The organism is Rhizobium sp. YTUHZ045, assembly GCF_051124255.1.
In the GTDB taxonomy this organism is placed as follows: Bacteria; Pseudomonadota; Alphaproteobacteria; order Rhizobiales; family Rhizobiaceae; genus Rhizobium.
The window spans coordinates 1073355-1083552 of sequence record NZ_CP101432.1 but is presented as its reverse complement, the minus strand read 5'-3'; the positions used below and the strand labels follow the sequence as shown (position 1 = coordinate 1083552).

4 protein-coding genes are annotated in these 10198 nt (G+C 60.8%); 2 read left to right on the top strand and 2 right to left on the bottom strand.

The genetic code is table 11. The annotated features are described in order from the left end of the window. Positions 1 to 96: 96 nt before the first annotated feature. A complete protein-coding gene (locus tag NMA58_RS05285) occupies positions 97 to 1278 on the bottom strand; it encodes a GTP-binding protein (protein WP_434712620.1) in 1182 nt (393 codons plus the stop codon). Positions 1279 to 1370: 92 nt separating this feature from the next. After that, on the bottom strand, positions 1371 to 6509 hold the full coding sequence (locus NMA58_RS05280) for a DUF4082 domain-containing protein (RefSeq protein WP_434712619.1): 5139 nt from the start codon (positions 6507 to 6509) through the stop codon (positions 1371 to 1373). A gap of 629 nt (positions 6510 to 7138) precedes the next feature. On the opposite strand from NMA58_RS05280, the gene NMA58_RS05275 reads away from it, so the two are divergent. Beyond that, a complete protein-coding gene (locus NMA58_RS05275; RefSeq protein ID WP_176536413.1) occupies positions 7139 to 8455 on the top strand; it encodes an SLBB domain-containing protein in 1317 nt (438 codons plus the stop codon). Positions 8456 to 8654: 199 nt separating this feature from the next. Next, positions 8655 to 10163, top strand: coding sequence for an O-antigen translocase (locus NMA58_RS05270; protein WP_097601722.1), 1509 nt, complete (start codon positions 8655 to 8657; stop codon positions 10161 to 10163). The last annotated feature ends 35 nt before the right edge of the window (positions 10164 to 10198 follow it).

The window sequence follows — 10198 nt, the reverse complement described above, 5'->3', positions numbered from 1 at the left end:
TTCCGCTAAGCGGCGGACGCTGTGTAAGAGGAAGCTGGTCGGTCTTGTGTTGCCGGTCCGGCTGGTCGAGCCGGCAAACTCCGGCGCCGCCCGGTGCTACCAGGCCGGAAAGGGATCTTCGAGAGCCGACCAGTCCCGCGGATCCGAGCTGGCCAGGCAGTCGTCCAACGCGCTGCGGACGCCTGTCTCGTCCATGTCAACACCAATGAACACGAGTTCCTGCCGACGATCGCCCCAAGCGCTGTCCCATCGGCGCTCGATATGCTGGCGAAACTGGTGGTGGCTCGGCCAGTCCTGCCGGGGAACGGCCGCCCACCAGAGCCCCATGGGTTCACAGCGTCGTTGCGCTCCGGCCGCCGACATCAGACCCACGTGACGCGGTCGCGTGGCCAGCCAGAAATGACCTTTGGCGCGGATGACCCCTGGCCAGGGCTCGTCCAGGAATGCCCGAAACCGTATCGGGTCGAAGGGACGCCTCGTGCGATAGACAAAGCTCGATACCCCATATTCCTCCGTCTCCGGAACATGAGCACCCGGGCTGTACAGTTCCTTGTGCCATAACGGGTGAGCGGCGGCCTTTGCTTCGTCGAAGAGGCCCGTACTGAGAATGGTTGCAAGAGAAACCTTGCCGAAGTCCGTCTCCACCTGGTGCGCATCCGGGTTGAGCGCAGCCACCGTCTTGCGGACTTCTGCGCGAATTTCCTCGGTCGCGTCCGAGACCTTGTTGATCACGACTACGTCGGCAAACTCGATCTGGTCCACCAACAGGTCGATGAGTGTCCGCCGGTCCTCGCCGTCCCGCTGCATGCCGCGATCGCGAAGCAGATCGGCGCTGCCGTAATCAGCCAAGAGGCTGGCGGCGTCGACGACAGTCACCATCGTGTCAAGTTTGGCAAAATCGGAGAGCGAAACACCATTCTCGTCGCGGAAGGAAAAGGTGGCAGCGATGGGGCGCGGCTCGGCAATGCCGGTTCCCTCTATCAGCAGATAGTCGTATCGCCCCTCTTCGGCCAGTCGCCGCACTTCCGTCAGGAGGTCATCGCGCAGGGTACAGCATATGCAGCCATTGCTGAGTTCAACCAATGCCTCCGTCGTATGCGACAGGTTGCAGCCGCCGTCTCGAATGAGACTGGCGTCTATGTTCACTTCGCTCATATCGTTGACAATGACAGCGACCCTGAGGCCCTGACGATTGGTCAGCACGTGGCTGAGAAGCGTCGTCTTGCCGGCGCCGAGAAAGCCGGCGAGCACTGTCACAGGGAGCCGGCCCTTGTTCATCGCTGTCGCTTGAATGGGAGCGGAGGCCGCGTTCCTCTCTGCGATCCGCATTTGCGTCGTGTCAGCCTCATTCGAAACCGATCCCCTTTGCATCACGCGACCAGTTGCGGCCGGAAGACGACGTCGGCGTAGTAATTGGTTGAATTGTAGCTGTTGGTCGGGAAAAGACCTGCGGTGGCGGAACCGCCATAGGCATAGACGCCATTGCCGCTGGCCGGCGCCGTCAACGGACCGTTGCTGACAGCGGCCGTAAAGAAATTGCTGGTCGCCACGTAAGCGCCTGTCGTGTGATAGGAGGCGACATAGGTGGTATTGGCGGCGATGGTGACTGGGTTTGTGAAGTTCACCGTCTGCCAGCCGCTCGCGGTGGTTGTGGTGAAGGTGGCGGTGGCAAGCTTGGTGCCTGTCGCGGTCCAAAGGTCGACGACATTCTGGCCGTTGTCATTGGCGCTGCGATAGAACCTGATGCCGGTGACATCTCCGGCAACGTTCGACGTGAACTTGACGCCAAGTTCGAGCTGCTGACCATCGTTGAAGGTCCGGCTCGGCGTGCTGGAAGCAGAGAACAGGCTGTAGGTCGTCGGTGCCGTCGACACGGCGATATTAAAGGTCTCGTTGGCGGCAAGGCTGCCGAGATCGGTTGCCGTCACCTTGATGCCGTAAGTGCCTGACGTCGTCGGCGTGCCGGAGAAGGTGCGCGTCGAGGCGTTGAAGCTCAGCCAGGAAGGCAGCGCCGTGCCATCGGCGGACGTTGCCGCATAGGCCAGCGTGTCGCCGCTGTCGACATCGGTGAAGGTGGTCGTCGGCAGCGTGAAGGAGAAGGCAGAGCCGACAGTGGCGTTCTGGGTCGTCGTCTGGACGGCCAGCACCGGCGCATCGTTGGCGCCATGGATGGTGATCGTCAGATTCGCCGTGGCCGTGGCGCCAGCGCTGTCGCGCATCGTGTAGCTGAAGACATCGCTCAGCGTGTTGGTCGACTGTCGCAGCGCCTGGACGGTCGCATTGTTCTCGTTGACCGCATAGCTATAAGCGCCCGATGCATTGAGCACGAGACTGCCATAAGTGCCGTTCAGCGCCGAGCCGAGCGTGCCTGACGTCGTCCCGAAACGGACTGCCGTGACGGTCTTGGTGTCGCCGGTATCCGGATCGGTGTCGTTGGTCAGCACGTTGCCGCTGGCGGCCACGCCGCCCGAACCATTGGCCACACCGCCCTTCTCGGTCGCATCCCCCGTATCGGCAACCGCCGTCGGCGTCGTATTGCCTGATGTCGACACGGCGATATTAAAGGTCTCGTTGGCGGCAAGGCCGCCGAGGTCAGTCGCCGTGACCTTGACGCCGTATGTGCCTGACGTCGTCGGCGTGCCGGAGAAAGTGCGCGTCGAGGCGTTGAAGCTCAGCCAGGAAGGCAGCGCCGTGCCATCGGCGGACGTTGCCGCATAGGCCAGCGTCTCGCCGCTGTCCACATCGGTGAAGGTGGTCGTCGGCAGCGTGAAGGAGAAGGCAGAGCCGACAGTGGCGTTCTGGGTCGTCGTCTGGACGGCCAGCACCGGCGCATCGTTGGCGCCATGGATGGTGATCGTCAGGTTCGCCGTGGCCGTGGCGCCGGCAGCGTCGCGCATCGTGTAGCTGAAGACATCGCTCAGCGTGTTGGTCGACTGGCGCAGCGCCTGGACGGTCGCATTGTTCTCGTTGATGGCATAGCTATAGGCGCCCGATGCGTTGAGCACGAGACTGCCATAGGCGCCGGTGAGCGCCGAGCCGAGCGTGCCTGACGTCGCCCCGAAGCGGACCGCCGTGACGGTCTTGGTGTCACCGGCATCCGGATCGGTGTCGTTGGTCAGGACGTTGCCGCTGGCGGCCACGCCGCCCGAGCCATTCGCCACGCCGCCCTTCTCGGTCGCATCCCCCGTATCGGCAACCGCCGTCGGCGTCGTGTTCGAGCTCGACGTGGTAAACATCACATCGACAAAATAATTCGTCGACTGGAAGGTGCTCGTGGGGAATAGGCTGTTGCTGCCATAGGCATAGACGCCATTTCCGCTGGCCGGCGCCGTGAGCGGACCGCTGGTTACATTTGAGGTGAAGTAGCCGGTGGTCGACGAATAGTGACCGGTATTGGTATGGTAAGATGCGGTGTAGGTTTGTCCGACCGTCAGCGATACCGGACTGGTGAAATAGGCGGTCTGCCAGCCGCTGGCGGTCTCGCTTGTGAAGGTGAGGGTCGCAACACGCGTGCCGGTACTCGACCATAATGAACCTGTATGCGTGCCGGTATCCTGGCTGCCCTTATAAAAACGAATGCCGGTGACCGTGCCTGCCACGGAGGTTTGGAATTTGACGCCGAGTTCAACCGCCGAGGTATCGTTGGTGTTGACAACCGCCGGCGTCGCCGAACCGAAGAGAGAGGTGTAATTCGGCCCGCTGACGGTGACCGTTCGTCCCGCCGAGGGCGTTTCCAGGTTGACGTTATCATCGACTGCACGAGACCGGATGGTATAGGTGCCCGTGGTTTGCGGCTGCCAGGTATAAGTCCAGTTCTCATCACCCGTCGCCGGATGCCAGCTCGCCCCGTTGTCGGTCGAAACCTCGACCGCGGCGATAACCCCGCCTCCGGTATCGGCAGCGGTGCCGGTAATCGTCACGGTGGATCCAACGGTCGCCGTGGCGGGCACCGTGATGACCGATGTCGGCGCAGTGTGGTCCAACGACGCGGTCCCGGCGGTGAGCCCCGACTGCAGTGTTCCAGGCTGAATGCCCATGTCGGCAAGCAAATTGACCATTGCCTGCTGCACGCGAGGATCCGTCGGAGTCGCTGTGAGGTCGTGATTGTCGCTGAGCCCCCATGTCCAGTAGACCGTGCCAGCGCCGAACACCAGCGCACCGCTGGGGGCGCGATAGAGCGTCAGATTGTGGGTCGCGGTCGCATTGCCGGTCGTGTTTCCGTAATCGAGCAAGTAGGTGCTGACCGGAAGTGTCGTCGACGACAGCTTCACCAGGCCGGCAGGATCGAAGCCGTTATCGGGCGCCTCGTCCCATTCGTAACCGAGATAGTTCTTGGTGAGCGTCGCCGTCTGCCCGGGCTGAAGATTGGCAACGCTCGTATTGCGCCAGAAGCGAAGGTTGGCATCATCATAGCCAACGGTGATCGCGCCGAGGTTGCTGCCGACATCGTCGACCTTGAACAATTGACCGGTCAGCGAATTCTCGGGATTGCCGCCGCCAATAGCCGGTGGGCTGAAGCGTGGATCGCGGAAGGTGCCTGTCCATTGGTCGGAAGGATCGATATCGCCGCCGGCCCATGTCTCCTTGTAGGTGATCAGGGTGCGGTAAGGCGTGCCGTCGGCGCTATAGGCGTTGCCCCAGCGGGTACGCCAATAAACCTCGTTACCGCTCCAGAACATGAGGTTGACGCCCGCATCGCGCGCGGCCTCGACATTGGTTCTCTGCTGTCCCGACCAGTATTCGTCATGCCCGGCATCGATATAGGTCTTGTGATTGAGCAAGAGGCTGCCATAGCGGTCGGCGTCGACACCCGACAAGTAGGAGACGTCATAGCCGTTCTGTTCCAGCCAATAGATTCCCGCATATTCGGCGCCGAACAGATAGTCTTGGGGACCGGCGTAAGTGCCGACCCCGCCGCGGGTGGCAATCGGCCTGTTGTAGCTGACCGCATAGGCGCGACCGGCACCTTGCCCCGTCGCCGGCCCGTTGCCGCCATACAAGTTTGCGCCACCCCAGCCGTTGTAAGCTTGCCAGGTCTCATCCGCGGTCTGGAAGACGACGTCGCTGTGGCTGTCGTCGTCGCGCACGATGAACGGAATGTGGTTCGAGCCAGCGGTGCCATCCTGACGCACGAGCTTGGCGATGTAGACGCCCGAGACGGCATCATCAGGTACGGTCCATGACGCCGAGACGGCCCAGTTGCCGGCGTCCACTGTGCCGGTCGTGGCATTGCGCAACGGACTGGGCTGAGTCTGCAACCCGGTGTGCTGCATGGTCGCGACCTTGCGGGCGCCCATGCCGCCATAATAGCCGAGCCGATAGATGTCGATCCGGTAGTTGGTGGAGTTGGTATTGATCTTGAAGCTGATCGTCTTGCCGTTGTCGACGCTGATGTCAGTCGCAAAGCCTTCGATGTTGGAGCTACCGGCACCGACGATGCCCCACTCGCTCTCCGGATTGCCCTGCTTCTGGTTTTCCAGCACGATTGCGTTGCTGGCCACCGCCGCGGCCGCCAGGCTCTGCGTTGTCGATGACCCCTGCGTAGAAGGCTTAGGTGGCTTCGTCACAGAGCCGGACAGGATACCGATATCCTTGGATTTTGTTCCCGTTCCCGTCTCTCCCCCACCTGGCAGGGTTCCATTGGTGAGCGCCGCGTCCGACCATGTTGCAGTGCCGGGCCACCCCGAGAGTGGGGACAAGTCACGATCGAGAAGCGGATCGCTGACCGAGGCGCCGATGGCCTGCTTAATAGCCACATAGTCCGGCCCTTCGGTCAGCCTGGTCCCCGGCAATTGACCGTCCTGTTGAAGCAGGGCGCCGCCATGAGCCCAATCGAGAATCCGAGTGGGGGAGGTATAGTAGCCGCACCCGCACACGCCAAAGGGCATGCCGAAGGCCAGCGAATTCGCGCCGGCGTCGTGCGCTGTCGTCTGCCCTGACGGGCTCGATTCGAGAATGACGACCTTGCCCGAATGAGCACGCCCGGCCGCCACCTTAGGAGCACCTTGCCCCGAATCTGTCGGCGCAGGACTTTGCGGCAGATAGGGAGCCAGAGGATCGTCGCCCATGGAACTCATTGCGGTATAGGTGCGCTGAAGGGACGCTGCACCCCCGAACGCAACTCCGTTCGCGGGCCCCTGGAAATTCGCAAACTCCGGCATAAGATCCGACAGCGTGGCCGCATCACCGCTTCGACTTCCCATTTCGCCAGGCTTTGCGAAAGTGTCAGGCAAGGACCGCTCTTCGAGGCTGTTGTCCGCCTCGCCGTTCACGTGCGCTTTCTGCCCGCCATCATGCTCGTTGAGGGCCGCATCCGTATAGGGATCGTCGACAAGGGCGCCCTGCTTGTGTCCGTCGGCGGTTTGCGCCGATGCCGCAAGTTGAGCTCTATCCTTACTTTTTTCGGCCGGCTTGCGCGGTCTTTCCTTTCCCCCGACGGTCAGCCATCGGGGCACCAACGAATCCACCAGAAGTGAGTGCGAAATCCACCGGCGAGCGTTGCGATACATGGCGGGTACCTCTCGCTATATTTATCGGATCAAATCTATGAGGATCGTTTGAAACGACTCTGGGAAGTATAGTCGAAAAATAAGCGAGTATATCCTACGCCTTTCGCTCTACGGGCGGCATCCTTTGGGCAACGGCCGTGTTGCATGAACTAATGACGGGTGTGACGGGCCGCAAAGCTCGCTGCGCTCGGTGCAGGGCCTCAAGCCGCGGCGACGGCTTCGTCCATCATCGCCACATGGCGGCACTGACGCTGGAAACGCCCAGGCAGGAAGCAACGGACCGGATCGACCAGGCGATGACAAAGGCCGTCTGCATCTGGGGACTACAATCGGGCACGAGCATGCGATCTCAATCCTTCGATGCGAGTGCGCCTATTCCTGCGTGCATGATCGCGTGATTTTTCAGGATGATACCTCTCCGAGATATACGCTCCTGCTCGATTTAGACTGAGGCACCCACCCTATCTCATCAATAGTGATGAGGCAAAGCAAACGACCTTCACCTTCCTCAAGCCTTCGCCAGACTGCACACTAACGATGTGGCTTCGGACCTGCCGGCCGGCGGTCGAACAGCGTCAAGGGATTGGATCAGCATCCGTTGAAGAATGTTTCGCAGGCGAGATATGTATATGAATTCATCGCACCGCATCCTCCAGCTGCTCTTTCGCACGACGTTTGCCATCGGCGCACTCGCCTTTCTTGGCGGAGCGATGTCGCCGGCTCTCGCCGATAGCGCGTCCTTGCCTCCGCAAACGAAAATCCGTCTGACGATCGTCCAATGGGTGCAATCCAAAGGCCAATATGAACGATGGGATGCGCTTGGCGGCGAATACACGGTCTCGGATGAGAGCACGCTTTTCTTGCCTTTTCTCGGATCCCTTTCCGTCGGCAATCTCGAAAAAACCAATCTCATAAACGAGATCGCCAAGCGCCTGCAGGAAAAAATCGGGTTGGTTCAGCCACCCGCGGTCACGATCGAAATTCTCGAATATCCACCAATCTATGTTGTGGGAGACGTCACCACGCCCGGAGAATATAAATTTCGTCCCGGGCTTACCGTTCTGCAATCCCTGGCTATGAGCGGCGGCCCGTTTCGCTCTAAAACTCCGCTGCAAACGGAGTCGATCAAGCTCGTCGGCGAATTGCGGGAAATCGATCACTCCATCCTGCGCAGCACGGCGAAACTGTCGCGACTCCAGGCCGAGATGGCCGGTGCGAAGGAAATCACCTTCGATCAGGCGGCGGGCGCCGATCAGCAATTTTCCGCTGGGATATACAGCGAGGAGAGGGTCATTTTTCAAGCTCGTGCAAATGCGCTGGAGCGGCAGTCAAAGGCGCTCACGGAACTGCGCGAACTTTTGACCACCGAAATCTCGACTTTGGAAGAGAAACTGGTGGGCGCAGACGATAATATCAAATCAGTTGAGGACCAGCTGACCAGCGTCAAGTCCCTGGTGCAGAAAGGCCTCACGATCTCGTCGAGGCAGTTGGACCTGGAACGGTTGCTGACGACCTACCGTTCCGACAAGCTCGACCTGGTTACCGCCATCATGCGGGGTCGTCAGGCAGTTAGCGAGACAACGCGGAACCTCGAGGGCCTGTCCGACACGCGTCGGAGCGAAGTCGCGGTCGAAGCGCAGGCGGAACGGGCAAATCTCGATCAGCTCAAAATGAAGCGTGAGATGACGCAGAAGCTGCTTATCGATGAACTTGCTGCCGACGACGGCTTGAAAAACCGCAGCGTGGAGCTCCCGATCACTTTTACCGTCAGCCGGCGTAACGAAGGACGAATCGATCAATTCCAAGCCTCAGAAACGACGACGCTAGCGCCGGGTGACGTCGTGAGAGTTGTTCGGCCGCAAATTTCGGACGAGCCGTCCGAGCCCACCTCCGATCAATCTGGGGAGATGGAGCCAGAGACGCTTGCAAATCGGGCAAGCCAGTGACCTGTGGCGAAAGCACGATCACGGCGAAAGCGGCCGTGAGACCGAGAGATGTGAGATCCCGCCGCCTCGAATATCATGAGCGATATGACGGTCTCAAGAAGACCGCGCGCGCCGCGCATCTCCGAAGCTGCGTTGGGCGCCGGGCCCGGGGTAAAGCGTCGGAGATGCTGCCCGACAGGATAAAAGCTAGGGATATCTGATGACCTTGCGCATGATCCCACCCAGCGGTCAGTCTTATACCCAAATCTTGAAGTCGACGATATTGATGGGCGGTTCCTCGCTGGTGAATGTCGCTCTCAGCATCGTTCGCAACAAAGCCCTGGCTGTTCTGCTCGGGCCGGAAGGAGTGGGGCTTATCGGCCTTTACGGGGCAATCCTCGATATCGCGCAGGCAATAGCTGGTCTGGGCGTGAGCAGCAGCGGTGTGCGCCGGGTCGCCGAGGCGGCGGGGGCCGACGACGGAGAGAGGATCGCGCGGTCGGCGACAGCGCTCAGACGCATCTCGCTGGTGCTCGGGTTGTTCGGCGGGCTGTTGCTTGCGGTGCTGGCCTTTCCGGTCTCCAATCTCACCTTCGGCGACTACCAGCACGTCGGCGGCATTGTGCTGCTCTCCCTCGCCGTATTCTTTCGCATTGTGTCTGCCGGACAGGCTGCTTTGATCCAGGGCTTGCGGGGCATTGCGAATCTTGCCCGCATCAACGTGCTCTCCGGACTCTTCGGCACGATTGTCAGCATCCCGTTGATTTATCTGTTCGGCGAAAAGGCGATTGTACCCTCTCTCGTGGCGATCGCGGCCGTCTCGGTTCTTCCCACCTGGTGGTACAGCAAACAAATATCCACGCAGCCACCGCCGATGTCGGCGCGCCAGTTCGGCCGAGAAGCGAAAGCCCTGTTCAGGCTCGGCGTCGCTTTCATGGCAAGCGGACTTCTGACCTTCGGCGCGGCCTATGCTATCCGCATCATCGTGCTGAATGAAGGAGGCGTTGTGGCGGCGGGGTTGTACCAGGCAGCCTGGGCGCTTGGCGGCCTCTACGCCGGTTTCATCCTGCAGGCGATGGGGACAGACTTCTATCCGCGCTTGACCGCAATCGTGGACAACGATGTCGAGTGCAATCGGCTGGTCAATGAGCAGGCGGAAATCAGCATGCTACTGGCCGGCCCCGGTCTGATCGCCACCCTGACCCTCGCCCCGCTCGTGATGAGCATGTTCTATTCCGCGGAGTTTCATGGGGCCGTGGAGCTTCTGCGATGGATCTGCCTTGGAATGATGCTCAGGATCGTCGCTTGGCCGATGGGCTTCATCGTCCTGGCGAAGGGTGCGCAGACGATCTTCTTCTGGACCGAGGTCGCAGCAACGCTGGTGCATGTGGGGCTGGCGTGGCTCTTCGTATCAAAGTTCGGCACGACAGGAGCCGGCGCGGCGTTCTTCGGCCTCTACGTCTGGCATAGTATTCTGATTTACGTGATCGTGTATCGCCTCACCGGCTTTCGCTGGTCGCGCGCCAATCGCAGGCACGCGTTTCTCTTCCTGCCGGCATCGGGACTGGTCGTCTCAGCCTTTTTCCTGTTACCGTCATGGGCGGCGATGGTGATCGGCTGCGTCGCAGCAGTCGTGACAGGGCTTTACTCGCTACGCATGTTGGTCAAACTGCTTCCGCCGGAATCGGTGCCCGCAATCGTCAGAGGATGGATCACGAAATTCGCATGAGAAAAGCGCGCTTCAGATGATGCGCGCTTTTCTGA

Bases quoted from the DNA above. Each gene is read 5' to 3' on its own strand.
- NMA58_RS05285 (WP_434712620.1), bottom strand. From the start codon at position 1,278: ATGAACAAGGGCCGGCTCCCTGTGACAGTGCTCGCCGGCTTTCTCGGC.
- NMA58_RS05280 (WP_434712619.1), bottom strand. From the start codon at position 6,509: ATGTATCGCAACGCTCGCCGGTGGATTTCGCACTCACTTCTGGTGGAT.
- NMA58_RS05275 (WP_176536413.1), top strand. From the start codon at position 7,139: ATGAATTCATCGCACCGCATCCTCCAGCTGCTCTTTCGCACGACGTTT.
- NMA58_RS05270 (WP_097601722.1), top strand. From the start codon at position 8,655: ATGACCTTGCGCATGATCCCACCCAGCGGTCAGTCTTATACCCAAATC.